Raw genomic sequence first — 26,423 nt, forward strand, 5'->3', positions numbered from 1 at the left:
GTATGAATGTTGAAAATAGTTAATCGTCATCTTCCTCATCATCTTCTGGGTCTCGTTTCATAAATCGTGGTTGAACACGATTTCTTTTACGTTCATGATGCAACACAAAACCGCCAATGAAGAGGACGGGAACTAGAAATATGAGCGCACCCGTAAGGAAATGTCCCCAAAAGAAAGACGGAACATTCGGATTAAAAGATAAATAGAAAGCATCACGCATGGTTTTAATCCCATAACCTGCGATAACAAAGGGAACTACCATAATGATGAGGGCAACAATTCGTTGTCCAAGCAATGAAGCCACATCCTTTTGTAATTGTATCAGAAAGTATTAACTTCGAAGGGTCACTTCCTGATACGCATGAAAAACATCCGCTAAGGAAGGACCAGCTTCTTCGAATAGACTTCGATAGAAGTTTTTCTTACTGTATCAGAAAGTATTAACTTCGAAGGGTCACTTCCTGATACGCATGAAAAACATCCGCTAAGGAAGGACCAGCTTCTTCGAATAACTTCGATAGAAGTTTTTCTTACCATTTACCGTTTACTTTTATCATAAAACATCTGGGAGTGCTTGTCTAACCTGTCAGGTGGAGTAAAATGTATACGAAGGACAAATTGAATAGCGTCTGGGAAGGAGAAGGTTTCAGATGCATAAAATGTTAATTATCGGTGCAGGTAAAGGCGGTTCATTATTACTGACGCTGTTGATGCAGATGAATCAGGTTGAAGTCATCGCAGTAGTCGATACCAATATGGATGCACCAGGGTTACAATTAGCCGATCAGCTGGGAATTAAGGTAGGTAATGATTATCGAGACTATTTGGATAGAGAAGTGGACATCATTCTTGAGGCTACAGGTGATAAGGATACCTACGAGGATATATTGCAACGAAAACGAATAGAAACCGTGCTGATTCCAGGCACTTTTACCAGTATTATTATGAAATTAATTCAAGACAGAGAAAAGCTTATTCAAACATTGAGTCAAAAACAGCTTGAATACGATACGATGCTCAACTCAACACACGATGCGATTGTAGCAATGAACCAAGATGGTCTGGTTACGATATTTAATCGTGCAGCGGAGCGTTTGATTGGTCAGTCTAAAGAGGAGGTTATTGGTACAAGAGCGGAGGATACCATACCCAATACTCGTCTTCATCATGTCTTGAAATCTGGTAACCAGGAATTAAATCAGGAGCAACAGCTCTCAAGTCAGACTCGAATTATCACGAATCGAGTGCCTGTACGAAATGAGGCTGGGGAGGTTGTTGGGGCAGTCTCTATTTTCCGCGATATTACAGAAATCATGTCGCTCGCTGAAGAAGTGACAGATCTTAAAGAATTAAAAAGTATGCTACAAGGAATCCTGCATTCCTCCGACGAAGCGATCTCTGTTGTGGATGGACAAGGTAATGGTATATTAATTAATCCAGCGTATACACGAATAACAGGGTTAACGCCTGAAGATGTAATTGATAAGCCCGCAACGGTGGATATTTCTGAAGGGGAAAGCATGCATATGCAGGTACTTCGAACCAAGAAACCTGTTCGTGGTGTACGTATGAAATTAGGGCCAATGCGCAAGGATGTAGTTGTAAATGTAGCTCCGGTACTGGTAGATGGCGAGCTTAAAGGTAGCGTAGGAGTTATCCACGATATTTCAGAGATTAAGAACTTATCCGATGAGCTGGAAAAAGCAAAACGAATTATTCGTACGTTGGAAGCTAAATATACGTTTGACGATATCATTGGAAAAAGTGAAAAAATGCTTGGAGCAATCGAACAAGCTAAATTAGCTGCCATGACTCCAGCAACCGTGATTTTGCGAGGCGAATCGGGAACGGGAAAAGAGCTTTTTGCCCATGCGATACATAACGGAAGCAAGAGAAAGTACAATCAGTTTATTCGTGTGAATTGCGCTTCGTTGACTGAATCTTTGTTGGAAAGTGAATTGTTTGGATATGAAGAAGGCGCCTTTACAGGAGCAAAACGAGGTGGCAAGCGAGGATTATTTGAAGAGGCAAGCGGCGGGACCATTTTTTTGGATGAAATCGGCGAACTTTCTATGGGGATGCAAGCAAAATTACTGCGTGTTCTTCAGGAAAAAGAGATTGTCCGAGTAGGTGGCACCAAAGCGATTCCAATTGATGTCAGAATCATCGGAGCTACACACGTCGATATGGAAAAGGCGATAAAAGAAGGCAAATTCCGTGAAGATCTCTACTATCGCTTACACGTACTTCCCATTGCGATTCCACCACTTCGTGAACGCTTGGAAGATATTATTCCATTGACTCATTTTTTATTGCGCAAGTTTAACATCGAATACGGAAGAAATGTTCAGGAGATTTCTTGGGAAGCATTCGAATCCATCAAAAAATATAAATGGCCTGGAAATGTTCGTGAATTAGAAAATGTTCTTGGACGTGCAATGATCCATATGAAATTTACAGAACAACGAATTTTACCTGGTCATCTTTCCATCCTTCAGCCTGCGATTCCTGTCTCAAATGAGGATGCTTCCACCCGTTATTCCTCAGGTAGTAACTTGAAGGAGGTTGTTGAAAATGCAGAAAAAGAGTGCATTTTAGCCCAATTAGCAAAGGCAAAAGGAAATCGAACAATAGCAGCCAAGCATTTAGGAATATCTCTTAGGAATCTCTATTATAAGATGGAAAAATTAGGGATTTTACTTGATGGATAGCAAGAAAGAACTGAATAGCGCAAAATGTTGCATGCAATAATTTGCATAAACGTGCAAAAAATTTCACAATTTAGGGGTGGGCTACCCAATCCTTTTTGTTATTTCATCAGTTGTTCACAAAAAGCGAAAGTAGTTGGCATATATATTGCTTTAGGTAATTATTGAGAAACTGGGGGAGAGTAAAATAAATAGTAACCTCTCTAACAGATTATAAGAAACATCAGGAGGGTAATCCCAATGAAAATTTTTGAATATCTCCAAAAGTATAACTATGAACAACTAGTGCTTTGTCAGGATGAAACTTCTGGACTTAAAGCGATCATTGCGATACATGATACAACTCTTGGACCAGCTCTCGGTGGTACTCGTATGTGGATGTACAATTCTGAGGAAGATGCTATTGAAGATGCCCTTCGCCTGGCACGTGGAATGACGTATAAGGCTGCCGCGGCAGGTCTTAACCTTGGTGGGGGAAAGGCAGTAATCATTGGTGATCCGCGCAAAGATAAGAGCGAGGAACTGTTCCGTTCATTCGGCAGATATATTCAAGGATTACATGGTCGTTACATCACAGCGGAAGACGTGGGAACGACTGTTGCAGATATGGATTTGATTCATCAGGAAACGAATTATGTGACAGGAGTATCACCAGCATTCGGTTCTGGTGGAAATCCTTCTCCAGTAACAGCATTCGGCGTATATCGTGGTATGAAGGCTGCTGCAAAAAGAGCGTTTGGAAGCGACAATCTTTCTGGAAAAACCATCGCGGTTCAAGGAGTTGGTAACGTTGCTTACAATCTTTGCCGCTATCTGCACGAAGAAGGTGCTCATTTAATCGTTACGGACATCAATCAGGAGAATGTGGAACGTGCTGTAGAAGATTTCGGAGCGAAAGCAGTGGGTGTCCAAGATATCTTCTCGGTAGATTGTGATATTTTTGCCCCATGTGCACTTGGTGCGATTATAAATGATGACACGATTGGATTGTTAAAAGCAAAAGTTATTGCAGGAGCTGCTAATAATCAGTTGAAAGAAGAACGTCATGGTGATCGGATTGAACAAATGGGTATTGTATATGCACCGGATTATGTAATTAATGCTGGTGGTCTAATTAATGTGGCCGATGAACTTCAAGTTTACAATCGTGACCGTGCAATGAAAAAAGTTGAGACAATTTATGACAATATGCTGCGTGTGTTTGACATTGCTGATCGCGATCAAATTCCTACTTACAAAGCAGCAGATCGTATGGCAGAGGAGAGAATTGCACGTTTGGCTCGCTCTAGAAACAGCTTTTTACAAAACCCAAAATCTATTCTGGACCGATAAAAGGTTCGTAGGATTTAGGCTTGACTCTTAGGCGTAATGGTAGTACGGTATAGCAAGAATCATTTTTATGACCTGCTCCTAAGAGAAGATACCACATATGCTAAAAATACTTATAGCACTCACACAGGAGTTGGAGACATGCAGAGAATTGTGCAGATATCCGACTCCTTTTTTCTGTATCAAAAGGTATGACCTACACAATGTTTTTCCTGATACGCATGAAAAATGTCCGTTCAGGAAGAATCAGCTTCACCGACTGGAGATCGGTTGGGGTTTTGCTAATCGGAAACAAATGGAAGGAGCTGGAAGGTATGTCCCGCGAATTTGACTTGGTTGTACTTGGTGGAGGTATTGGCGGATACACAGCAGCTATCCGTGCTGCTCAGCTCGGTATGTCTGTAGCGTTAGTAGAAAAGGAAAAGCTGGGAGGCACTTGCTTACATAAGGGTTGTATCCCAACCAAGGCGATGCTCCGCAGTGCAGAAGTGTATGCAACGATTCAGGAAAGTGAAAAATACGGTGTTCGATCGAGGGATGTTCAACTCGATTTCGAGCTGGTAACAAAGCGTAAAGAAGAGATTATTGAACAATTACATAAAGGCGTTACATATCTGATGAACAAAGGGAAAATCGAGATTTATAAGGGATTGGGCCGCGTTATGGGTCCAAGTATCTTTTCACCTCAGGCTGGAGCCGTTCGCATTGAATCAGCTGATGGCGATCAAGAAATAATCGTTCCCAGATTCCTGCTGATTGCTACTGGATCAAGGCCGCAAATCCTCCCAGGACTGGCGGTAGATGGGACTCACATCATGACTAGTGATGAGGCTCTTAACATGGATAACCTTCCAAAGTCATTACTGATCGTAGGTGGAGGGGTAATTGGTGTGGAGTGGGCATCCATGATGAGTGATTTCGGTGTTGAGGTTACCCTGATCGAATATGCAGATCGGATTCTTCCTGGTGAGGATGAAGAGATCAGTAGAGAGCTTTCTAGATTATTAAGAAAACGAAAAGTAAAGGTCGTCACAAAAGCAAAATTACTTACCGAAAGAGTTGCAGTTCAAGAAAATCAGGTCACGATTGAGGCTGACATAAATGGCAAGCAAGAGAGCTTTACCGCAGATCGCTTATTACTTGCTGTAGGTCGTGTAGCGAATGTGGATAACCTTGGACTGGAAGCAACTGAAATTCAAGTTAACAGTGGAAAAATTGAAGTAAATGGTACTTATCAAACGTCTGAACCGCATATTTATGCCGTGGGTGATGTGATTGGCGGAATGCAACTGGCCCATGTTGCTGCACACGAAGGGATTTTGGCGGTAGAACATATGAATGGTCTCAAAAAGGATCAGCTTGATCCGTTGAAAGTTCCACGTTGTACCTATAGCAGGCCTGAAGTAGCGAGCATCGGACTTTCAGAAAAACAGGCAAAAGAACAAGGCTTCCAGATGAAAATTGGTAAGTTTAGTTTCAAATCACTTGGTAAAGCACTGGTACATGGTGAGAATGATGGTTTTATCAAAATTATTATGGATGAGAAAACGGAAGATGTGCTTGGTATTCACATGATTGGACCCCATGTAACAGAATTGATCTCACAAGGAGCGCTTGCTCGAGTTCTGGATGCTACACCGTGGGAAATCAGTCAGGCTATCCAGCCACATCCGTCGCTCGGAGAAGCTTTTGGGGAAGCAGCACTAAGTATTGAAGGGTTGGCAATTAATGCTTAATTAGCAGGGAGGAATACTCATGACTAAGACTCGTCACCAGTCTGTGGGATTAACAGACGATCAGGTGTTAGAGATGTACCGTTATATGTTACTTGCACGTAAGGTGGATGAAAGAATGTGGCTGTTAAATCGCGCAGGAAAAATTCCATTTGTTATTTCCTGCCAAGGTCAAGAAGCAGCTCAAGTTGGTGCTGCCTTAGCTTTTGATAAGACAAAAGATTATTTATGCCCTTATTATCGTGATTTTGGTGCGGTAATGGTTTTCGGACAGACGGCGCAAGATACCTTGTTATCTGCTTTTGCAAAAGCAGAAGATCCAAACAGTGGCGGACGACAAATGCCAGGTCACTTCGGTGGGAAAAAATATCGAATCATGAGTGGTTCCAGTCCAGTAACAACGCAGGTGCCACACGCAGTCGGCATCGCACTAGCGGGGAAAATGACAGGGGAAAATCAGGTTGTCTTTACTTCTTTTGGCGAAGGTTCCAGCAATCAAGGCGATTTTCATGAAGGAGCCAATTTCGCAGGAGTTCATAAACTGCCGGTTATCTTTTTCTGTGAAAACAATAAATACGCAATCTCTGTTCCATTGAAAAAGCAACTTGCTTGTAAAAGTGTAGCGGATCGGGCAATTGGCTATGGGTTTCCAGGTGTCTCAGTAGATGGTAATGACCCGATTGAGGTATATCGAGTCACGAAGGAGGCAGTAGATCGAGCAAGAGCAGGAGAAGGTCCGACGCTGATTGAAGCGGTCACATACCGATTGGTGCCGCACTCCAGTGACGATGATGATCGTGTGTATCGTAATCGTGATGAGGTGGATGAGGCGAAGAAACAAGATCCACTAGTCATTTTCGCTACTTATCTAAAAGAAGTAGGGCTATTAACGGATAAGGCAATCGACCAATTGAATCGGGAAGTACAGGTTATCGTGGATGAAGCAACAGAATATGCGGAGAAAGCTCCGTACCCAGCACCTGAATCTACAATGACACATGTATACGGATCGTAAGGGGAGTGATGAAATGGCAAACATGTCGTATATTGATGCAATAACGTTAGCAATGCAAGAAGAGATGCGAAGAGATCCACGCGTATTTTTGCTTGGAGAAGATGTAGGGGTGCGCGGTGGAGTATTCCGTGCTTCTAATGGATTAATTGATGAGTTCGGTGAAGAACGCGTTATCGATACACCGCTTGCAGAATCTGCAATCGTCGGGGTAGCGATTGGTGCAGCGGCTGTTGGAATGCGTCCGATTGCAGAAATCCAGTTTGCTGATTTTATCCTACCCGCTGTTAACCAAATCGTATCAGAGGCAGCAAAACTACGGTATCGATCCAACAATGACTGGAATTGCCCGCTGACGATACGTGCTCCTTTTGGCGGTGGTGTACATGGAGCGCTGTATCACTCTCAATCTGTTGAAGCCATGTTTACGAACGTTCCTGGTTTAAAAGTAGTGGCTCCTTCCACTCCTTACGATGCAAAAGGTTTGCTGAAAGCAGCCATTCGTGATGAAGATCCTGTCCTCTTTTTTGAACATAAACGTTGCTACCGATTAATTAAAGGTGAGGTTCCCGAGGAGGATTATACCGTACCTATTGGAAAGGCAGACGTGAAGCGTGAAGGTACGGATATAACGGTTATCTCTTACGGGATGACCCTTCACTTCGCTCTTCAGGCTGCTGAAAAACTGGCTGAAGAAGGGATTTCTGCCCACGTACTTGATCTTAGAACCTTGTATCCATTGGATAAGGAAGGCATTATCGAAGCAGCCTCCAAAACGGGTAAGGTACTGATCATTCATGAGGATAACAAAGAAGGAGGAGTGGGTGGCGAGGTCGCAGCAATCATTGCAGAGCATTGCTTGTTTGAACTGGATGCTCCAATCAAACGTCTCTGCGGACCTGACGTACCAGCTATGCCATATAGCCCTCCTATGGAAAAATTCTTTATGTTAAATCCGGAAAAAGTACTGGAAGCAATGCGTGAACTGGCGCATTTCTAGTAGAGGGAGGACAAAAAGATGGCTACAAAAGTACTGATGCCACAATTAGGTGAGAGCGTAACAGAAGGAACAATTGCTAAATGGCTCGTGCAAAAGGGCGATTTTGTAAATAAGTATGATGCACTTGCAGAAGTGAATACGGACAAAGTTACAGCAGAAGTTCCTTCAACTGTCTCAGGGCGTATCCAGGAAATTTTGATTGCAGAAGGTGAGACGGTTAGTGTCGGCACGCTCATGATGTATATAGTAGAAGAAGGAGAAAATGAGACATCTGAAAACAGTCCAGAGGTAACAAAACAGACTGAACAGAGTTTCGTACCTGAAACTACAGGAAAGCAACCCGAAATGAAAAGAGAGACAATCAATCAGATAGAGAAGCCTACACAGCAGGGGAGTAGAGGGAAAGTAAGATATTCTCCGGCAGTGATGACCTTAGCGCAGGAGCATGGTATTGATTTGTCTTTAGTAATGGGAACAGGCATAGGTGGACGGATTACGAGAAAAGATGTGGAGAAAGCCGTTCAAGAAGGTGTACCCGCCCCTACTTTTACTCAAGGAGTAAATTTGGATACAGAAGAGAAGACAGCAATGGCTTATACAACTGCTGGGCTTACTCAGGAAGATACACGGAAGCAAAACGCAGTGACCCAAGCAAAAGCTCAGCCCGTTCCAATTGGTGTTGGCGATCAAGAGATTCCGATCACACCTGTTAGACGCACGATTGCGAATCGAATGGTTCAAAGCAAGCAGGAAGCTCCTCATGCATGGATGATGGTGGAAGTTGATGCAACAAATTTAGTAAAACTGCGAGAAGTCAGTAAGGATGAGTTTAAAAGAAAAGAAGGTTTTTCACTCACATATCTTCCGTTCTTCATTAAAGCAGTGGTAGAGGCGTTAAAAGAATTCCCGATGATGAATTCCAGCTGGTCTGGTGATAAAATTATTATGCATAAGAATATAAATATCTCACTAGCGGTTGCAACGGATAACGCATTATTTGTACCAGTCATCAAAGACACCGATCAAAAATCTATTTATGGCATTGCTAAATCAATTGAAGGTTTAGCACAAAAAACGCGCGCTGGTAAACTGAGCATCGATGACATGGCGGGAGGAACGTTTACTGTTAATAATACAGGTACGTTTGGTTCTATTTTGTCGCAACCGATTATCAATGCTCCACAAGCGGCGATCATGAGTGTTGAAGCAATTGTAAAGCGTCCGGTTGTAATTGATGACATGATTGCTGTGCGTTCTATGGTGAACCTATGCTTATCCCTTGATCATCGTGTACTGGATGGTCTGATTTGTGGACAATTTATGCAGAGTGTAAAACGAAAGGTAGAAGGATACGGGGCAGGAACGAGCATCTATTAAATATTTCGTTTTTATTGATTCTAACGGTTGTTTTTGAGGTAATATACTTCAAAGGCAACCGTTTTTGAACATCATACAGATTAATTTGGATTTTTTTACGTTTTTATTGGTAACTTCATGTAACTTTCTTAGTTTTTTTACGTATTACTATATGATCTATGCCCAAAAAATTATTAGAATCTTATAGGCTATCTTCTACAACTCTTACTATTTTATGCTAAACTATAAGTGGGTCCTGTATTAGAAGACTTAGGGATAAATAGAATATTCAGGAGGATAATTATGAAAAAACAAGTGAAACAAAGCGCATTTTTACTACTCGCTACAACATTAGCATTAACACCAGTATTTAGCATGCCTCAATCTACATATGCTGCTTCAGATTTAAATATTTCTGCTGATGATTATAGAACAGAAGAAGAAACGGAATATACACTTGAATTTACAATTGATAAAAAGATGAAAGAAGGAGACGATATTATCATCACGTTTGATGAAGAGTTCGATCTCTCAGAAGTAACCAAAAAGGATGTCGATGCAGATTTTGATATCGATACTGTTTCAATCAACACAAAGAAAAACAAAATAACCATTACAATCGGTGATGATATTGATAAGGACGATGTAGTTGAGATTACTATCGATAATGTAATTAATCCAGATGATAAAGGTAAATATGAGATTTCTGTTGAAGATGCTAAAGGCAGTGAGTATGAAAAAGTAACTATTGATAACAAGAAAAGCAGCAGTAGCAGCAGCAGCAAAAACGAAAAAGATGCATTCAAAGTAGTAACCAACTCAGATAAAACCAGTGAAAAAACAAAATTTGATCTGGATAAATTTACGACAAGTACAAAATTGTCAAAGAGCGATACGATTACAGTAACCTTCCCTTCTTCTGACATGTTACCTAGTAGCATCAAAACAAAAGATGTTATTTTAAATGGTGATGAACCAGCAGATGTTACTATCTCCGGAAAAACAGTGAAACTTAAAGTTTCAAAAGATCAAGAAGGGGATAAATATATTGAAATTGAATTTGCCAAAGACGCAGGTATTAAAAACCCTAGCTCTTCTGGAGACTATAAAATCGAAGTAGATTTTGATAAGAACACATACATCTCAAAATCTTTCGAAGTGAAAAAAGGTTCTTCCAATGTTGACAGTAACTATGGCGTAAACCTGTCTGACAGCCGTACAGGTGCTCGTACTACAGTTACAATGGAAGTTGCTTTAGATTCAAATCTTGAGTCGAACCAAGAGTTTGTTGTAGAATTCCCTACGCAAGATATGATTCCTGGCTTTATCTTTAACAGCCACGTAACAATCAATGGTAGCGCATCTAAAAACGTATATGTTGCTGGAAACAAAGTATATATTTCTACACCAAACAACTTCTCTTCAACTAAAAATGCTCGTATCAACTTTGCAAACGATGCCTTTATCAAGTCTCCAGGTTCTGCTGGCTCGTACAACCTAAACGTAGTTCATAAAAACACAACATACAAATCAGCTAGCTTTAACGTTACTGGCTCTTCTGTAGTAGACCCAGGAAATCCTGGCCAAGTTACACCACCAGTTACGCCTCCTGTAACTACACCAGCTAATAACAGTGCAGCTACAGTATCGCTTAGCAAGCCAAACCCTAACTCCTTCACTGCTGTAACACTTGGCATTAAGGCTCTTGGGGCACAACTGAATACTACAGATTTCATTGAAGTGGTAATGCCTAGTAATTTCGTTGTACCTTCTACAATTGCTAATACCAATGTAACATTGAATGGTGTATATGCACGTGCGGTTGTAGTACGCGGTAAAAATCTGGCAATTTATCCTTCTGCACCGATTGCTGCTGGTCAAGCGGTTAACGTAGTAATTGGAGAAGGGGCAAAGGTTCAAACTCCAGGTGCTTCTAATATCTATAGTGTAGGTGTTTACACTTCTGAAGAGCAAAATCCATTGTTCATCCGCCAAGTAACAGTTGGTGCACAAAATGGTATTAGCTTCAAAACAGGTCAGGCTTCCTACAAAACACAAGGAAAAACGTACCCACTTGCAGTAGCACCATATACTTTGAATAGTAATACAATGGTTCCTGCAACTTTCGTTCGTGACGGTTTGAAAGTAAACACTACGTACACAAAAACATCTGCTACTGTGAAACATGGTAACAACACAATGGTATTTACAGTTGGCTCTAACATCGTGAAAATAAACGGTAAAAACTACACATTGCCAGTGGCTGTACAACAAAAAAATAACATCCCAATGCTTCCTCTCCGTAACATCACGGATACCCTTCGTTTCAACCTAGCTTGGGACAACAGCACTTCTAGCGTAATTATTTTCAAATAAGAATTGAAGTAGCAATGCTACTTCGTTCGTAAAAACCCTCGCAGACTAAGACTATCCCATAAGTATGGGATGCTTACTGCGGGGGTTTTCCTTTGTAGTAACAGGTTTTTAGAATGGACTTGGGTAGGAGTTTTCCCTCGATTCAATCATGTAGTGGGTGAGCAGAAGAAGTGCAATTTTTGTCTGTAAACTAGTTGGGGTTCTACCACTTGCGGGCGAAGACTTGAGCGAAGGATGAAAGCAGTGATACAAAAAAGCCGATTTGCTTTTACAAGCAAATCGGCTTTTTTCACCTACCTTTTTATACGATATATTGTAATACCATTGGAACCACCAGGGCCAATACAAGTATAAAAACAAGGATTTTGACGATGGTAGATTGATATTTCACAGTATACAACTCCTTCAACTATGGTAAAAATTATCCTCACTCAGCACATAGCACAGATTGAAAAAGATTTTGGCTATGCTAGAATATATTGGAGGATATTTCTTTAAATTCCAACTTTGTCACACAGGGGGACAACTGATGTCACAACATCATTTTACTCAAATCTATGAGAAGTGGCAACAAAGCATTGACCAAAAGCTAAAAAAGACACCAGAAAGAAAAGGGACTTTCACAACTTCATCCAATATTGAAGTAGAACGAGTCTATCTACCGAAAGAAGTCGACCAAGAGTATGAAGAAAAACTAGGCCTGCCTGGTGAATATCCCTATACGCGTGGAGTTCAACCCACTATGTATCGGGGGCGCTTATGGACCATGCGCCAATACGCTGGCTTCGGGTCAGCAGAGGAAACAAATCGTCGTTTTCGATATTTACTTGAACAAGGGCAGACTGGATTAAGTGTTGCGTTTGACCTTCCTACGCAGATTGGCTATGATTCTGATGATGCCATGGCTGTAGGAGAGGTTGGCAAGGTCGGTGTAGCTATTGATTCCTTGGCAGATATGGAATTGCTACTTGATCAGATTCCGCTTGATAAGGTAAGTACATCCATGACGATTAATGCCCCGGCTTCGGTCTTACTCGCTATGTACATTGTCGTGGCAGAAAAGCAGGGCGTATCCTCCGAAAAGCTTAGCGGTACCATTCAAAATGATATTCTCAAAGAATATATTGCGAGAGGTACTTACATTTTCCCACCACAACCCTCCATGAGACTCATCACAGACATTTTTGCCTATTGTGCCAGTCACGTACCAAAATGGAATACGATTAGTATCAGCGGTTACCATATCAGAGAAGCAGGATCGAGTGCTGTACAAGAAGTTGCATTTACTCTTGCGGATGGAATCGCCTATGTAGATGCTGCCATACAAGCAGGTCTCGATATAGATCAATTTGCACCCCAACTCTCTTTCTTCTTTAATGCTCACAATCATTTCTTCGAAGAAGTCGCAAAATTCAGATGTGCCAGAAGAATCTGGTCAAACCTCATGAGAAACAAATACAACGCTAAAAATCCAAAATCCTGGCAATTCCGCGTTCATACACAGACAGGTGGATCAACGCTTACTGCACAACAACCAGACAATAACGTGGTTCGAGTTACATTACAAGCATTAGCAGCAGTCCTTGGGGGAACACAGAGCTTACACACGAATTCACGTGATGAAGCGCTCGCTTTACCGACAGAAGAATCTGCTCGAATAGCATTGCGCACCCAACAAATTATTGCTTATGAGAGCGGTGTTACTGATACGGTTGATCCATTGGCGGGTTCGTATTATATGGAACAGTTAACGGATGAGATGGAAGCAGAAGTAGCAGTCTATATGGAAAAAATCGCTCAAATGGGCGGAGCTGTTGCTGCTGTTGAAGCAGGTTATATGCAGAGAGAAATTCATAAGGAAGCATATGACATGCAAAGAAAAATCGAGTCTGGTGAAGAGATTGTCGTTGGGGTAAATCGTTTTGTACTGGAAAATGAAACTCAACCAGATTTGCTTAGAGTTGATCCGTTGATTGGGAAGAAGCAAACAGAAAAGCTAGACACGCTACGGAAAAACCGCAATCAAGCACTAGTTGAGCAAACGCTCAATCAATTGCGTGAAGGAGCTAAGTCTACAGAAAATGTAATGCCACTCATTGTTGATGCCGTGCGTGCATATGCCACGATCGGAGAGATCTGTGGTGTTCTTCGTCAGGTATTTGGTGAGTATCGGTCTGTGTAGTCTACGTGTAGGAGGAAAAGCAATGAAGCAGAAGATACGTGTCTTAATTGGCAAGCCTGGATTGGATGGACATGATAGAGGTGCGCTGATTATTGCACAGGCACTTCGTGATGCTGGAATGGAAGTAGTTTATACCGGTTTGAGACAAACCCCCGCCCAAATTGTTCATGCAGCAATCCAGGAGGATGTTGATTTTATCGGTCTTTCCTGTCTGTCTGGCGCTCATAATGAATTGTTTCCGGAAATTGTCCGGTTATTAAAAGAACAACAAGCAGAAGACATCATTGTTTTTGGCGGCGGCGTTATACCGCAAGAGGATATCCCGTTTTTAAAAGAACAAGGTATTCGTGAAATTTTTACACCTGGGACACCTACACAGGCTGCAATTGATTACATTCGTCAACAAGCGAGACCAAAACAAGAGAATTGGCTAGAGCCCCCAAAGAAGATTGCTCATATTGGGATTGCAGTCCATTCCATTGATCAGGCTTTACCTTTTTACACAGAACATCTCGGTCTTCGATTAGAGGGTAGAGAAAAGGTAGAGAGTGAACAGGTGGAAGTTGCTTTTTTACGAATTGGTGAATCACGGATTGAGTTATTGGAAGCTCTTGCACCACAGAGCTCGATCGCAACATTTATAGAAAAAAGAGGGCAGGGCATTCATCATATTGCGCTCGAAGTAGATGATATAGTAGAGCGAATGAATACATTACACGAACATGGAATTCGTTTACTTCAAGAGCAACCTAAGATAGGTGCGCATGAAGCACAAATCGCTTTTATCCACCCGCGAGAAGCTCATGGTGTATTGGTGGAACTTTGTCAACCGAAAGACAGTGGGGTGGCAAAAAACGATGAGTGAAGAAATGTATAAAAAAATTGATGAAATGCACGTGAAAAAGAGAAAAGTAGAGCTCGGCGGAGGAGAAGCACGCACTCAGGCTCAGCATCAACGTGGTAAACTAACCGCACGAGAGCGAATTGATCTCCTGCTTGATCCAGACACTTTTATAGAGTTACAACCATTCGTGAAGCATCGCTCCCATCTATTTGGACTAGATCAGATGGAGGCACCAGGAGAAGGTGTCGTTACTGGATATGGTAAAATAAACGGTCGGATCGTTTATATTTTTGCTCAAGACTTCACAGTTTTTGGTGGTGCATTAGGTGAGATGCACGCTAAAAAAATCTGCAATATCATGGATTTGGCTGCAAAGAATGGAGCTCCAATCATCGGTCTTAATGATTCAGGTGGTGCACGAATCCAAGAGGGAGTTGTCTCTCTAGATGGGTATGGACATATTTTTTACCGGAATTCCATTTACTCAGGGGTAGTTCCACAAATATCGGTTATTTTAGGCCCTTGTGCAGGTGGAGCTGTCTATTCTCCTGCCATAACCGATTTTGTGTTCATGGTAGAAGAGACTTCTCAAATGTTTATCACAGGACCAAAAGTAATTGAAACGGTCACAGGTGAAAAAATCTCAAGTGAAAACCTTGGTGGAGCAAGAGTACACTCTAGTATTAGCGGGAATGCTCATATAACTGCAAAATCAGAAGTAGAGGTGTTTGAAGAGGTAAGACGACTGATGCAGTTTCTACCTCAAAATTGTGAGGAACGCCCTCCAGAGATCTCCTACGATGATAATCCTGGGAATTGGTTAGAGGAGATCATTGACCTCGTACCAGTTGCAAGCACAAAGGTTTATGATGTGAAAAAAGTATTAGAATTGATCGTTGACCATGGAGATTTCTTTGAAATTCAACCTGATTTTGCGAGGAATGTTGTCGTAGGTTTTGGTCGAATCAATGGAAAACCAGTTGGCTTCATAGCTAATCAGCCGAAAGTAATGGCTGGAGGATTAGATATTAATTCATCTGATAAGCTTGCCAGATTTATCCGAACATGTGATTGCTTTGGAATTCCACTGGTTACTTTAATCGATGTAACAGGCTTCTTTCCTGGCATTAACCAGGAACATGGAGGTATTATTAGGCACGGTGCGAAAATCCTGTATGCTTATTCCGAAGCAACGGTTCCCAAAATCAGTGTTATCACACGAAAAGCTTTTGGTGGAGCTTATGTTGCACTCAATTCCAAAGCGATAGGTGCGGACGTTGTTTATGCCTGGCCAAATGCAGAAATTGCGGTAATGGGTCCGGAAGGTGCGGCTAACATCATTTTTGCCAAGGAGATTGAAGTAAGCGAGGATAAAGTAGCGACCAGACAAAGGAAGATTACTGAATACCGTGAAAAATTCGCCAATCCGTATGTTGCAGCCGAACATGGGATGGTAGACGAAGTGATTGATCCTCGTGAAACAAGAAAATATTTACTGCATTCTTTAGAAATGTTACGTACTAAAAAAGAAATTCGCCCAAATAAAAAACATGGAAATATCCCATTATAACTCGGTTGAACCATTTTCTTCGCAAGACTACATGCAATTGAAATCTTTACACATCAGCGAAGAAGTGGAGCTTCATCAAAGATTGTTTTTCAATTATCTCAAGGTAACACTCAGCCTTTTCACTAACCTGATATCGTAAAAAGTTACATACCAAGTAGTACGGTAGTTGATTTTTAATGGTATACTAAGGAGTGTTACATAGGAGAATTTTGATCGGAGGTATGATCGTGATTAATGAACAACGTCTGTTAAATGAGTTTCTGGAATTAGTCCAGATTGATAGCCCTACAAAAGAAGAAGCAAATATCTCCAAGATTTTGAAGGGTAAACTGGAAGAAATGGGTTTCACCGTGAAAGAGGATGATGTGTCCTCCAAAACAGAGCATAGCGGCAACAACTTGTTCGCTACATTAGAAGGGACTGCGCAAGGCCCAAGAATTCTTTTCAGTAGCCATATGGATACAGTTGTTCCAGGTAACGGTGTGAAGCCCTCAATCAAGGACGGTTACATTGTATCAGATGGAACGACAGTTCTAGGTTCAGATGACAAAGCTGGAATCGCAGCGATTTTTGAAGGGATTCGTACACTGAAAGAACAAAACCTGCCTCATCCAAGCATTCAAGTGGTTCTTACTGTAGGGGAAGAATCTGGTTTGGTTGGTTCCCGTAATATGGACCCTAGCCTCCTGCAAGCAGATATGGGCTTTATCATGGACTCTACTGGAAAAGTAGGGGAGATTGTAAAAGCTGGCGCAGGACAATATCGTATCATTAGCAAAATTCACGGAAGAGCTGCCCATGCAGGTGTTAATCCTGAAGATGGTGTAAGTGCAATCAGTGTTGCTAGTAAAGCTATTTCTCGCATGCCGCTGGGACGAATTGATGAAGACACAACTGCTAACATCGGACGCTTTGAAGGTGGTAAAGCGTTTAATATTGTTACGGAGTATGTGGAGATCTGGTCTGAAGCGCGCAGTATGGTAAATGAGAAGCTGGAAGCTCAAGTGAAGAAAATGACAACAGCTTTTGAAGAAGTAGCCGAAGAAATGGGCGCGCGTTGCGAAAATGACGTGAAGTTCATGTATTCAGGTTATAAATTCAATGAAGATACCCCTGTTTTGCAGAAAGCAATTGCAGCAGTTAAGCGTGTAGGTCGCGAGCCTAAACTGACTAGCAGTGGTGGAGGAAGTGACGGAAACGTATTTAACGGACATGGTATTCCTTCCGTTAACTTTGGTATCGGATATGAAGATATCCACACAACAAATGAGCGTATGCCGATTGAAGAGCTGAATAAAGCGGCTGAATTGGTACTTGCGATTATTGCTGAATCAGTTGAATAGAAATAAAAAGGTATGCAGCCTGATTAACCGGGAAGCATACCTTTTTTTCGTTTAGATTGCTGATACGTGAGTCACATAACACTAGTACAGGTTCAATCGCTTACCGATCTGGAGTAGCTCATCATAAGGATTGCCTACCACATTAAGTACTTTCGCGAAGGCAGGCTCTGTCTTCAATCCGCTTTCCTTCAATTTGATTATCGTTTGCCTGAGAGACGGCTCTTTTTCCAAATAATAATGCTCCACGATCATGTGGCGATAAGCGTTTTGCTCTGTTACTGCTCGTGGTTGTCCAAATAGCTCAAATAAAAAACCATCATATTGAAAGTGAACCAGAACGGTAGGGTAGTCGTGAATGATATTCTTTTGAATGGAAAAGCCGTCTACATGATGATAGAGAGCAGTCACTTCTTCTCTAAAAAGAGAAAAATCATTCACCTCCATCACAATATCTAAATCTGAACTTACAATATCGATGGCAAGCGGAATCGTTCCACAAAGAACAGGGTCATAGGCGTCAAGCGAGTTCATAATTCCTAGTGAGGTAAGAGCGTTATATGCTTGCTGTTGTTTCGTTGTACCATTTCTTAAATATTCAATAGAGGTAAACAAATTTATTTCTCCTCTTCTTCCTTAATCCTTAATCTTCTTCCCATAGTATACATGCCAGTGTAAGTGTTTGGAATCCTGATAGGAACCAAGGTTAGTGAGTACCCTGCAAGCACCGTGTGTTTCAACTAATTGGGAGGCCACTTTTTTCACAACATCAAGGAGTTCTAGTAACAGCATTGAATCCGTTTCTTCCAAAGTAAGAAGCGAGGAAATATGCTGTTTAGGAATAACAACAATGTGTACCTCGTAATATGGTCGTGTGTGGTAGTACGCAAGAACATTTTTTGTTTCCCAAACCTTTTTTACCACTGTATTACCACTTAAAACCTCATCACAATAAAAGTCTTCTGACATGGAAAGCACCTCTCTTTTAACATGATATCTTTTTCTAGGAAAACAAGAGTAAATCCTTTTGTACATATTCCGTTGGTTTTTGATCATATAGATACCTATACCATGTGTGAGATGAGGAAATGTATATGCTGCAAATGAAATGCGCGGTAGTTCTGAAGCTTCTGGCTTCTAGAGACGGGTATCTAGAAGTATTAACTGAACACGAAGATGGCGAAAGAAGTGTAGCAGTATGGCTAGGATCAACTAATACTTCCTCGAAACCAGAGGTAGGCAATCATGTACTTTTAAATATCACGGGTCGCACGTTACGGTTAGGAACGGGAGGGATTGATTTTATCGTCGCCTTTCATTCTGAACGAAATCAGCTTACACAGAAGGGAATCGACTATGCTCCCAATCAATACGGGCATATTATGAAAATGAGGTACTCTCCTTGGCAACAATCCGTAGACTCGGCAGAAGAACAGAATAGTCCTTATCATCATGTGTTTCTTGATGGGCAACTGAATCTAGAGGGAGCAATCGTTATCTTGGGAGAGCTGCATAGTATGCTACCTGCGATTTGTTTACGGATCAAAGAGATGGAGCCTCAAGCTAAAATTGTATACATCATGCCTGATCATACATCACTCTTTCTCAACTTTTCCAAGCATGCCCATCATTTGAAACAGGGAGGATGGCTCGATCATACCATTACCTCAGGACATGCTGTAGGCGGGGATCTGGAATGTGTAAATACAGCTACAGCTATGCTTGTTGCAAAGCATATTTATCAGGCTGATTATATCATCTGTATACCAGGACCTGGTGGAGTCGGTACAGGAACCCCACTAGGTCATACTTCCTTGCAAGTTGCTGAAGTTATCCATCATGTAACGATATTACAGGGTACTCCTATATATGTACCTCGTATTGCTTTTCATGATCATAGAAATCGTCACATAGGCTTAAGCCATCACTCGGTCACTTTACTTACCAGATTTGTCCTATGTCCCGTATTGGTACCAATCCCTATCTTTCAAAACGAATATGATGCACTGCTGGAAAAGCAAATGAAAGAGCATCAGATCGCAAAACGTCATGTTGTGATGAAAGAGACGGTAGAAGACGAGCTGAAGCTGACTCGACTTTACGCAACATTTCCTGTTCCGTTACGCACAATGGAGACAGAGTGGCAGCGTGCATTAGAGGCATTTCAGACAGTAGACATAACAGTAAAAGCTGCCTATCGAATCAGGCAGCTCACAGAATCGTACTATTATTTATAAGAATCAAGGGTTAACGAATTTGTTGATTCAAATATTCTTGTAGGCTGAGATTTCTGGTTGCCAGTTCTTGTAAGGTAGCCTGAATCTCTTTTGCTTTGCCCACTAATCGTAACTGCTTCTTTTCTACGTACAGTTTCATCATCGATCATTACCCCTCTCAAGCGCAATGGTATTGTCCTAACAGTCTTACCAGAGTGAGCATGTACCAGACATCCTTGAAGTTTTTTTACTAGGATAGTTTGTCCCAACCGCTCTTGATGATAAGATATGGGAGGAAGATGCATTTTAGAACAAGAGATGAAAGCATACATGAGGAGGATTTACCGTGGCGAACAATCAGGCAGATCATTTGTATGAAAAAACGATCAAAACTAAGCAGATTTTTGAAGGGAAAGTTATATCTTTACAAGTAGATGATGTTGAATTACCTAATGGAAATCTGGCAAAGCGTGAAATTGTGAAACACCAGGGAGCCGTAGCAGTACTTCCCATTTCCAATGACAATAAAATGATTGCAGTAAGACAATTTCGTAAACCATTAGAGCGTAGCATTATCGAAATACCGGCAGGGAAACTGGAAAAGGGCGAGGAACCTCTAGAATGCGCAAAACGGGAGCTTGCAGAGGAGACGGGCTATACAGCGAAGAACATCACACACATTAGCAGTTTTTATACGTCTCCTGGATTTGCGGATGAGCTACTTCATCTGTACGTGGCAAAAGATTTAACGGCAGGAGAGCTTAACCTGGATGAAGATGAGTTTGTTGAGGTGTTGCACCTTACATTAGAGGAAGCAAAAGAGCTGCATGCAACTGGAGAAATACGCGATGCCAAAACAGTGTTAGCTCTCTTTGCATGGGAAAATGACATGTTAAAAGAGCAACGGAGCTAACCGAAGATGCGAGATTTTTTTGCGGATTTACATATTCATATTGGTGGAACGATGTCAAAAAAACCTGTGAAAATAACTGCTTCTCATACCATGACTCTTACAAAAATTCTGGAAGAAGCATCTGAGCGAAAAGGTATGGAAATGATCGGAATTATTGATTCCCATTCGCCTGAGGTTCAGCAAGAGCTAGAAGAGTTACTGGATAGGAAAGAGGCAAGATCACTAGCAAATGGCGGTATTGAATATAAAAGAACCACATTGTTATTAGGGTGTGAATTAGAGATCAAAGAACCTGGACGGGGAGAAGCACACTATCTCTGTTATTTACCTACATTGAACGAAATGAAGGAGTTTACATCATGGTTGGCTGCTCGTTGTAAAAATGTACATCTTAGTTCGCAACGAATAGCAACTAGCTTACTTGAATTACAGCAAAAGGTTCAAGTACTTGGTGGTGTCGTGATACCAGCCCATATTTTTACCCCTCATAAAGGTGTATATGGCAGTTGTACGGATAGGTTGGAGGAGGTAGCAGCTACAGATCTTTTGTATGCAGTGGAACTGGGATTAAGCGCAAATACGGAGATGGCAGATCGAATTAGTGAACTTCATACTATGACTTTTCTAACGAATTCTGATGCTCATTCACTGGGTAAAATCGGTCGAGAATATCAAACAATCCGAATGAAAGAGGCTTCTTTTACTGAGTGGGTAATGGCTTTACGGCGAATGGATAATCGTTCTGTTACTTGTAATTACGGGCTTTCACCCATGTTGGGAAAATATCATCAGACTGCTTGTCAGGGATGTGGCTCTACTAAATCTGCGAATGATCAGGGGCGTTGTCCTTCCTGTGGGTATAAACGTGTCGTACAGGGAGTCAGCACACGAATAGCTCAATTAGCAGATGTACAGCTTGGTATTCATCCACCGCACAGACCCCCCTATGTAGAACAGATTCCCTTGGAGTTCTTGCCAGGTATTGGATTAAAAACGAGAGAGCGAATGTATCAGCAAATCGGTACTGAGATGGATATACTCCATCGGGCAGATGAGTCTACACTGCAACGAGAACTGGGCGAAAAGGTAACAAACACGATCATGAAGGCTCGGAATGGTGAATGGCGGCTAGAAGCAGGTGGAGCAGGAATTTACGGGAAGGTACGCATCGATTAATTTGAGAGGGACAGGTTGTCATAATCAGGGAAGGGGTTCGCATAGATTGTTAGTATCCTGAATTGTAAGGAGGCGAGCAATGGTGCGATCCCGTTTTGGACAAAGCATTCAGATGTTCCTGATAGAAAACCAGTCACTCTTTTTATTTGCCATTATTCTTTTAACCATGGGCGCTATTTTTGGAGCTATTTTGGTTAATTCGCTCGACCTATCACAAAAACAGGAGTTGTTAGGATTTCTCGGATATTTCTTTACAAATTTTGATCAGAATGGAATTAGCGACCCTTCCCTTCATTTTCAACAAGCATTCGGTCATCATGTTAAAACATTGTTGATTTTGTGGCTATTAGGTATGTCGATCATTGGTTTGCCTATGATTGTGCTCCTTTTATTTTTGAAAGGAATCATTGTTGGGTTTACTGTAGGATTTTTAGTTGAAGAACTCCAATGGAAGGGGATGACTTTCGCTCTTTTCGGCGTTCTTCCACAAAATATGCTTGTTATTCCAGCGATGTTAATTGCAGGCGTGGCAGGTATTTCATTCTCATTAAAACTGGTACGCACTAGATTATTATCGAGAAGAGAGAGTATTATGCCATACTTTCGAACGTATTCGTTTCTGGTTGGCTGTATGTTTGCCATTATGATTGCAGCAGCAGTGGTTGAGACTTTTCTGTCTCCTCTGCTCATGCGCTACGCTATCAATTAAGAATAATTATAATTTAATAACAGATGTATTTGACTTAGAACATTTCTCTCCTCTATAATAAGTACAGGTTTGATGCGAACGGGGAGGGGCAAACATGGAAGAAAAAATAGAAAAAATTAAACAGCAATTGCACTCGCACCACTATAAATTGACGCCACAACGCGAAGCAACAGTTCGTGTCTTACTTGAAAATGAGGCAGATCATTTAAGTGCGGAGGATGTTTATCTCAAGGTGAAGGATAAAGCACCTGAAATAGGGCTTGCAACTGTATATCGCACCTTGGAATTATTAAGCGAACTACGCATTATCCATAAAATGAATTTTGGGGATGGAGTAGCACGGTACGATTTACGGGATGACAATGCCAAGCATCACCATCATCATTTAATATGTCTGCACTGCGGTACTGTAGATGAGATATTTGAGGACTTGCTTGCAGGATCAGAAGAGAAAGTGAACAATGACTATAATTTTGTCGTGACGGATCACCGTTTAACCTTTTATGGAATTTGTCATCGCTGCCTCGATATAGTGGATGTCGACGTTTATAAATAGAACTTCTCTATACATACGGAGAAGTTTTTTCTTTTTCAGCTAATTGGACAATCTGAGTGATACAGGAGCATAAATATAGGGTAGAGAATGTAAGAGGAGTGGTCTTTTGTGCTCATGCCTGTCAAAAAACTGATTGAACTAATCCGGTTTTTTCTGATTTTTGTTACCTGTTCACTTCTTTTTTACGGAGTTATTTCTTATTTATCTCATTTTTTGCTCCCAATTGATCCTTATGATGAACCCCTGGGCAAAGCGGTAAAAGTAATGAGTTTATTGAATCAGGAACAAGCAGATAAAGTGGACTGGTATATCCAGCGTTTACAGCTCTTCTATTCCGAATGGGAATAGATAAAAGCAGGAGAATGCTTGCTATATATAGAAAGTACTAATGTGCCTCTTTTGGTAATACTAGTCCAGAAGGAGAAGTGGCTTCATGGATATGTTGATCGATCAATTTTCTCACTTTCTCGCTGTAGAAAAGGGTCTTTCTACTAACACGTTAGAATCGTATCAGCATGATTTGGTCATGTATACGGCGTATTTAAATGAACAGGGAATATGTAACATGGAAGAAAGTACGCGAAGTCATATCGTCGGGTATCTATTGATGCTGCAGGAAAAGGGACGTGCTACTTCAACCCTTTCTCGAAATTTGGCTTCTATACGTGCTTTTTATCAATTTTTAGTTCGTGACCGCTATTTGAATAATGATCCGTCCATTCATTTAGAAACACCAAAAATTGAGAAGCGCTTGCCAAAGGTATTGTCAGTAGAGCAAGTGGAACGTTTATTAGACGGTCCTCAAGGTACTTCGCCCAATTCTTATAGGGATAAGGCCATGTTGGAATTATTATATGCAACAGGTATCCGTGTTTCCGAGTTAGTTTCGTTACAGTTCGGAGATATTAATCTGGAAATGGGTTTTCTGAAATGTATGGGGAAAGGTTCAAAAGAAAGGATCATCCCGCTAGGCAGTATTGCGATCACTGCAATACGGACCTATCTAGAAAAGGGACGACCACATCTGGTGAAGGCGGGAACTGATCAGGCATTATTTCTTAACCATTTAGGGAAACAAATTACCAGACAAGGTTTCTGGAAAATCATTAAAAAACATGCCTTAGAGGCAGGCATCCAGTCGGATATTACGCCGCATACACTCAGGCACTCGTTTGCTACACACCTGCTTGAAAATGGTGCAGACCTGCGTTCTGTTCAAGAAATGCTTGGACATGCTGATATTTCAACCACCCAGATTTATACTCATGTAACAAAAACACGTATCAAAGATGTATATGCAAAGACACATCCTCGTGCCTAGCAACGATAAATATGATAGAACTAATCGCAAAATAACTGTGCATAAGGAGGACCTACAAAGATGAAACGATTTAAACGTGTATTTCTAATTGTACTTGATAGCGTAGGAATTGGAGAGTTGCCAGACGCAGCTAATTTTAATGACAAAGGAGCGCATACTCTTGGTCATATCGCTGAAACGGTGAAAGGTTTTGCCTTGCCTAATCTGGCTCAAATGGGACTAGGAAAAATTGCGCCCCTACATAATGTGCCTGCAGTGGATAATCCAACGGCAATGTACGGTAAAATGAAAGAAATCTCTCTTGGTAAGGATACAACAACAGGTCATTGGGAGTTCATGGGGCTTCATGTATCAGCTCCTTTTAACACCTTCCCAGATGGGTTTCCACAAGAACTGATTCATGAGTTCGAAGAGAGAATTGGTCGCAAGGTATTAGGAAACAAGGTTGCTTCCGGTACAGAAATTCTGGACGAACTAGGCGAAGAACACATGAAGACAGGAAATGTGATTGTGTATACTTCTGCGGATAGTGTCTTCCAGGTTGCCGCTCATGAAGAAGTAATTCCGCTTGAGGAGCTATATCGAATTTGTGAAATTGCTCGTGAATTGACACTACGCGATGAATATGCGGTAACTCGTGTTATTGCTCGTCCGTTCCTTGGAAAGCCGGGTGCTTTTGAACGTACGTCTAATCGCCATGATTATTCTGTTAAGCCATTTGATACAACTGTTATGAACCACTTGGTGGATGCAGGTATTGATAGTATTGCACTAGGCAAAATCTCTGACATTTATGCGGAGGAAGGAATCACGAAAGCTGTTCGTACGAAGGATAACATGGATGGAGTAGACAAGCTAATCGAAACCATGAACGAGTCATTCACTGGACTCTCCTTTGTGAATCTGGTTGATTTTGATGCGAAATATGGTCATCGTCGAGATCCAGAAGGGTATGGACAAGCATTGATGGATTTTGATAACAGACTATCTGAAATCTTGGCTTCTCTTAAAGAAGAGGACCTTTTGATTATCACTGCGGACCACGGTAATGATCCAACCCACCATGGAACAGATCATACTCGTGAATATGTACCATTACTCGTAACCTATAAAGGGTTGGAAGAAGCAAAAAATCTGGGTATCCGCGAAACATTTGCTGATATTGGAGCAACTATTTCCGATAACTTTGAAATAAAGGCACCGAAGATTGGTAAAAGCTTTTTATCAGAGATATAAAGGGAGGAAGCAGAGTGTCTAACATTGAACAGGCTAAAGCATTTATTGAGGAGAAACTAAATGAAAAACCAACGATCGGTCTTGTCCTGGGCTCTGGTCTAGGAGTATTGGCTGATGAAATTGAAGATGCTGTCATTATTCCTTACGATGAGATTCCTCACTTTACGAAGTCAACTGTTGTAGGGCACAAGGGCCAACTCGTTATCGGGAAGCTGCAAGGAAAGCAAGTAGTTGCCATGCAAGGCCGCTTTCACTACTACGAGGGGCATGAACTAGAAGCAGTAGTTTTTCCGATTCGCGTGATGAAGGCGATCGGTGTGGAAACAATCATCGTAACCAATGCAGCAGGGGGAATCAATAAAGAGTTTGATTCTGGTAATCTGATGTTGATTAGCGATCACCTAAATCTAACGTTCCGTAACCCACTGATTGGTCCAAATGATGATACACTAGGCGTTCGTTTTCCAGACATGTCGGAAGCTTATTCAAAGCGTCTGCGTGAATTAGCTAAAGAAGTGGCAAATGAGCTTGCGATTGACGTAAAAGAAGGGGTTTATGTAGGTCTTCTTGGTCCTTCCTATGAAACGCCGGCAGAGATCCGTATGCTAGCAACGTTAGGAGGAGATGCAGTAGGGATGTCTACTGTTCCAGAAGTAATTGTTGCACGTCATATGGGCGTAGAAGTACTAGGTATTTCTTGCATTAGTAACATGGCGGCAGGAATCCTGGAGCAACCGCTTTCTCATGATGAAGTAATGGAAACAACAGAACGTGTTAAATCAGAATTCCTTGCTCTTGTTAAAGGAGTAATTGAAAAAGCGTAAAGTTGTAAAGGATAGAGAAAAG

The 26,423-nt window shown here is 41.5% G+C and carries 24 protein-coding genes; 20 read left to right on the top strand and 4 right to left on the bottom strand.

Annotation, left to right across the window (positions count from 1 at the left end):
- Positions 1-19: 19 nt before the first annotated feature.
- Positions 20-304, bottom strand: coding sequence for a DUF2627 domain-containing protein (locus LM917_RS04065; RefSeq protein ID WP_373688753.1), 285 nt, complete (start codon positions 302-304; stop codon positions 20-22).
- 346 nt (positions 305-650) lie between these two features.
- Here LM917_RS04065 and LM917_RS04070 point away from each other — a divergent pair, with 346 nt between their 5' ends.
- From LM917_RS04070 to LM917_RS04120, 11 genes are all read left to right on the top strand, one after another.
- Positions 651-2,711: a sigma 54-interacting transcriptional regulator gene (locus LM917_RS04070; RefSeq protein ID WP_232696212.1), complete on the top strand. Its 2,061-nt coding sequence runs from the start codon at positions 651-653 to the stop codon at positions 2,709-2,711.
- Between the two features lie 237 nt (positions 2,712-2,948).
- Positions 2,949-4,040, top strand: a complete 1,092-nt coding sequence (locus tag LM917_RS04075; protein ID WP_232696213.1) for a Leu/Phe/Val dehydrogenase — start codon at positions 2,949-2,951, stop codon at positions 4,038-4,040.
- Positions 4,041-4,351: 311 nt separating this feature from the next.
- Positions 4,352-5,773, top strand: a complete 1,422-nt coding sequence (gene lpdA / locus LM917_RS04080; RefSeq protein WP_232696214.1) for a dihydrolipoyl dehydrogenase — start codon at positions 4,352-4,354, stop codon at positions 5,771-5,773.
- Positions 5,774-5,792: 19 nt separating this feature from the next.
- Positions 5,793-6,785, top strand: a complete 993-nt coding sequence (locus tag LM917_RS04085; protein WP_232696215.1) for a thiamine pyrophosphate-dependent dehydrogenase E1 component subunit alpha — start codon at positions 5,793-5,795, stop codon at positions 6,783-6,785.
- A gap of 13 nt (positions 6,786-6,798) precedes the next feature.
- The gene (locus LM917_RS04090; protein WP_232696216.1) at positions 6,799-7,782 is read left to right on the top strand and encodes an alpha-ketoacid dehydrogenase subunit beta; all 984 of its coding nucleotides are present in this window, start codon (positions 6,799-6,801) and stop codon (positions 7,780-7,782) included.
- 18 nt (positions 7,783-7,800) lie between these two features.
- Entirely contained in the window at positions 7,801-9,159 is a 1,359-nt protein-coding gene (locus LM917_RS04095; RefSeq protein ID WP_232696217.1) for a dihydrolipoamide acetyltransferase family protein, read from the top strand.
- 282 nt (positions 9,160-9,441) lie between these two features.
- Complete coding sequence (locus tag LM917_RS04100; RefSeq protein ID WP_232696218.1) at positions 9,442-11,514, top strand: copper amine oxidase N-terminal domain-containing protein; 2,073 nt, start codon at positions 9,442-9,444, stop codon at positions 11,512-11,514.
- Between the two features lie 529 nt (positions 11,515-12,043).
- Entirely contained in the window at positions 12,044-13,696 is a 1,653-nt protein-coding gene (locus tag LM917_RS04105; protein WP_232696219.1) for an acyl-CoA mutase large subunit family protein, read from the top strand.
- A gap of 22 nt (positions 13,697-13,718) precedes the next feature.
- Positions 13,719-14,561, top strand: coding sequence for a methylmalonyl-CoA epimerase (mce, locus tag LM917_RS04110; RefSeq protein WP_232696220.1), 843 nt, complete (start codon positions 13,719-13,721; stop codon positions 14,559-14,561).
- Positions 14,554-16,110 (top strand): acyl-CoA carboxylase subunit beta, encoded by a 1,557-nt coding sequence (locus LM917_RS04115; protein ID WP_232696221.1) that lies wholly within the window; start codon positions 14,554-14,556, stop codon positions 16,108-16,110. The genes mce and LM917_RS04115 overlap by 8 nt, the downstream gene beginning before the upstream one ends.
- A 221-nt stretch (positions 16,111-16,331) precedes the next feature.
- Positions 16,332-17,453, top strand: a complete 1,122-nt coding sequence (locus tag LM917_RS04120) for a M20/M25/M40 family metallo-hydrolase (protein WP_232696222.1) — start codon at positions 16,332-16,334, stop codon at positions 17,451-17,453.
- Between the two features lie 81 nt (positions 17,454-17,534).
- On the opposite strand, the gene LM917_RS04125 is transcribed toward LM917_RS04120, so the two are convergent.
- Both LM917_RS04125 and LM917_RS04130 read right to left on the bottom strand, forming a co-directional pair.
- Positions 17,535-18,065, bottom strand: a complete 531-nt coding sequence (locus LM917_RS04125) for a DUF4269 domain-containing protein (RefSeq protein WP_232696223.1) — start codon at positions 18,063-18,065, stop codon at positions 17,535-17,537.
- Between the two features lie 21 nt (positions 18,066-18,086).
- Positions 18,087-18,419: an HIT family protein gene (locus LM917_RS04130; RefSeq protein WP_232696224.1), complete on the bottom strand. Its 333-nt coding sequence runs from the start codon at positions 18,417-18,419 to the stop codon at positions 18,087-18,089.
- 125 nt (positions 18,420-18,544) lie between these two features.
- Here LM917_RS04130 and LM917_RS04135 point away from each other — a divergent pair, with 125 nt between their 5' ends.
- A complete protein-coding gene (locus tag LM917_RS04135) occupies positions 18,545-19,687 on the top strand; it encodes a DUF3866 family protein (protein ID WP_232696225.1) in 1,143 nt (380 codons plus the stop codon).
- Positions 19,688-19,697: 10 nt separating this feature from the next.
- On the opposite strand, the gene mciZ is transcribed toward LM917_RS04135, so the two are convergent.
- Positions 19,698-19,829 (bottom strand): Z-ring formation inhibitor MciZ, encoded by a 132-nt coding sequence (gene mciZ, locus LM917_RS04140; RefSeq protein ID WP_232696226.1) that lies wholly within the window; start codon positions 19,827-19,829, stop codon positions 19,698-19,700.
- A gap of 183 nt (positions 19,830-20,012) precedes the next feature.
- Here mciZ and LM917_RS04145 point away from each other — a divergent pair, with 183 nt between their 5' ends.
- The 8 genes from LM917_RS04145 to LM917_RS04180 all read left to right on the top strand — a co-directional run bounded on the left by LM917_RS04145 (position 20,013) and on the right by LM917_RS04180 (position 26,401).
- A complete protein-coding gene (locus tag LM917_RS04145; RefSeq protein WP_232696227.1) occupies positions 20,013-20,579 on the top strand; it encodes an NUDIX domain-containing protein in 567 nt (188 codons plus the stop codon).
- A 6-nt stretch (positions 20,580-20,585) separates the two neighbouring features.
- On the top strand, positions 20,586-21,755 hold the full coding sequence (locus LM917_RS04150) for an endonuclease Q family protein (RefSeq protein ID WP_232696228.1): 1,170 nt from the start codon (positions 20,586-20,588) through the stop codon (positions 21,753-21,755).
- A gap of 79 nt (positions 21,756-21,834) precedes the next feature.
- Positions 21,835-22,464: a stage II sporulation protein M gene (gene spoIIM, locus LM917_RS04155; RefSeq protein WP_232696229.1), complete on the top strand. Its 630-nt coding sequence runs from the start codon at positions 21,835-21,837 to the stop codon at positions 22,462-22,464.
- A 94-nt stretch (positions 22,465-22,558) separates the two neighbouring features.
- Positions 22,559-23,020, top strand: a complete 462-nt coding sequence (fur, locus tag LM917_RS04160) for a ferric iron uptake transcriptional regulator (protein WP_232696230.1) — start codon at positions 22,559-22,561, stop codon at positions 23,018-23,020.
- Between the two features lie 114 nt (positions 23,021-23,134).
- Entirely contained in the window at positions 23,135-23,368 is a 234-nt protein-coding gene (locus LM917_RS04165) for a DUF4227 family protein (RefSeq protein WP_232696550.1), read from the top strand.
- Positions 23,369-23,453: 85 nt separating this feature from the next.
- Positions 23,454-24,341 (top strand): site-specific tyrosine recombinase XerD, encoded by an 888-nt coding sequence (gene xerD, locus LM917_RS04170; protein WP_232696231.1) that lies wholly within the window; start codon positions 23,454-23,456, stop codon positions 24,339-24,341.
- A gap of 60 nt (positions 24,342-24,401) precedes the next feature.
- Positions 24,402-25,577, top strand: a complete 1,176-nt coding sequence (gene deoB / locus LM917_RS04175) for a phosphopentomutase (protein ID WP_232696232.1) — start codon at positions 24,402-24,404, stop codon at positions 25,575-25,577.
- 14 nt (positions 25,578-25,591) lie between these two features.
- Complete coding sequence (locus LM917_RS04180; RefSeq protein WP_232696233.1) at positions 25,592-26,401, top strand: purine-nucleoside phosphorylase; 810 nt, start codon at positions 25,592-25,594, stop codon at positions 26,399-26,401.
- Positions 26,402-26,423: the final 22 nt, after the last annotated feature.

Source organism: Brevibacillus daliensis, from assembly GCF_021245735.1.
GTDB lineage: Bacteria > Bacillota > Bacilli > Brevibacillales > Brevibacillaceae > Brevibacillus_B > Brevibacillus_B daliensis.

Excerpts from the sequence above, each read along its gene's own strand:
- LM917_RS04130 (WP_232696224.1), bottom strand. The coding sequence starts at position 18,419 with ATGTCAGAAGACTTTTATTGTGATGAGGTTTTAAGTGGTAATACAGTG.
- lpdA (WP_232696214.1), top strand. The coding sequence starts at position 4,352 with ATGTCCCGCGAATTTGACTTGGTTGTACTTGGTGGAGGTATTGGCGGA.
- LM917_RS04150 (WP_232696228.1), top strand. The coding sequence starts at position 20,586 with ATGCGAGATTTTTTTGCGGATTTACATATTCATATTGGTGGAACGATG.
- xerD (WP_232696231.1), top strand. The coding sequence starts at position 23,454 with ATGGATATGTTGATCGATCAATTTTCTCACTTTCTCGCTGTAGAAAAG.
- mciZ (WP_232696226.1), bottom strand. The coding sequence starts at position 19,829 with ATGATGAAACTGTACGTAGAAAAGAAGCAGTTACGATTAGTGGGCAAA.
- LM917_RS04090 (WP_232696216.1), top strand. The coding sequence starts at position 6,799 with ATGGCAAACATGTCGTATATTGATGCAATAACGTTAGCAATGCAAGAA.
- LM917_RS04165 (WP_232696550.1), top strand. The coding sequence starts at position 23,135 with ATGCCTGTCAAAAAACTGATTGAACTAATCCGGTTTTTTCTGATTTTT.
- LM917_RS04120 (WP_232696222.1), top strand. The coding sequence starts at position 16,332 with ATGATCGTGATTAATGAACAACGTCTGTTAAATGAGTTTCTGGAATTA.
- LM917_RS04105 (WP_232696219.1), top strand. The coding sequence starts at position 12,044 with ATGTCACAACATCATTTTACTCAAATCTATGAGAAGTGGCAACAAAGC.
- LM917_RS04075 (WP_232696213.1), top strand. The coding sequence starts at position 2,949 with ATGAAAATTTTTGAATATCTCCAAAAGTATAACTATGAACAACTAGTG.
- spoIIM (WP_232696229.1), top strand. The coding sequence starts at position 21,835 with ATGGTGCGATCCCGTTTTGGACAAAGCATTCAGATGTTCCTGATAGAA.
- LM917_RS04115 (WP_232696221.1), top strand. The coding sequence starts at position 14,554 with ATGAGTGAAGAAATGTATAAAAAAATTGATGAAATGCACGTGAAAAAG.
- LM917_RS04070 (WP_232696212.1), top strand. The coding sequence starts at position 651 with ATGCATAAAATGTTAATTATCGGTGCAGGTAAAGGCGGTTCATTATTA.
- LM917_RS04135 (WP_232696225.1), top strand. The coding sequence starts at position 18,545 with ATGCTGCAAATGAAATGCGCGGTAGTTCTGAAGCTTCTGGCTTCTAGA.
- LM917_RS04100 (WP_232696218.1), top strand. The coding sequence starts at position 9,442 with ATGAAAAAACAAGTGAAACAAAGCGCATTTTTACTACTCGCTACAACA.
- fur (WP_232696230.1), top strand. The coding sequence starts at position 22,559 with ATGGAAGAAAAAATAGAAAAAATTAAACAGCAATTGCACTCGCACCAC.
- LM917_RS04095 (WP_232696217.1), top strand. The coding sequence starts at position 7,801 with ATGGCTACAAAAGTACTGATGCCACAATTAGGTGAGAGCGTAACAGAA.
- mce (WP_232696220.1), top strand. The coding sequence starts at position 13,719 with ATGAAGCAGAAGATACGTGTCTTAATTGGCAAGCCTGGATTGGATGGA.
- LM917_RS04085 (WP_232696215.1), top strand. The coding sequence starts at position 5,793 with ATGACTAAGACTCGTCACCAGTCTGTGGGATTAACAGACGATCAGGTG.
- deoB (WP_232696232.1), top strand. The coding sequence starts at position 24,402 with ATGAAACGATTTAAACGTGTATTTCTAATTGTACTTGATAGCGTAGGA.